Source organism: Enterococcus alishanensis (genome assembly GCF_019218635.1).
Lineage (GTDB): Bacteria > Bacillota > Bacilli > Lactobacillales > Enterococcaceae > Enterococcus_A > Enterococcus_A alishanensis.
The window spans coordinates 1-385 of record NZ_JAHUZB010000048.1; the positions used below are offsets into that span (position 1 = coordinate 1).

The window sequence follows — 385 nt, forward strand, 5'->3', positions numbered from 1 at the left end:
GGTTCGAGGTGCCCGAGGAGTTCCCGCCCGAGGTGCTCGCCGAGGCCGAACGGGTGGCCGCCGCCCCGGTCGACCTCCCGACCGAGGACCTGACGGAGGTCCCCTTCCTCACGATCGACCCGCCGGGCTCGATGGACCTCGACCAGGCCATGCACCTGGAGCGGGACGGTGACGGCTACCGCGTCCGGTACGCCATCGCCCACCTGCCCTCCTTCGTGCCACCCGGAGGTGCGATCGACGCCGAGGCGCGCCGGCGAGGGCAGACGGTCTACGCGCCGGACACCCGCACGCCGCTGCACCCGCCCGTCTTCAGCGAGGCCCGCGCGAGCCTGCTGCCCGGTCAGGTGACGCCCGCGTACGTGTGGGACCTGCGTCTGGACGCGAG

General features: G+C 74.0%; 1 protein-coding gene. It reads left to right on the forward strand.

Annotation, left to right across the window (positions count from 1 at the left end; genetic code table 11):
- The coding region (locus tag KUA55_RS18225; protein ID WP_218327779.1) for an RNB domain-containing ribonuclease at positions 1-385 on the forward strand (385 nt) is incomplete at both ends.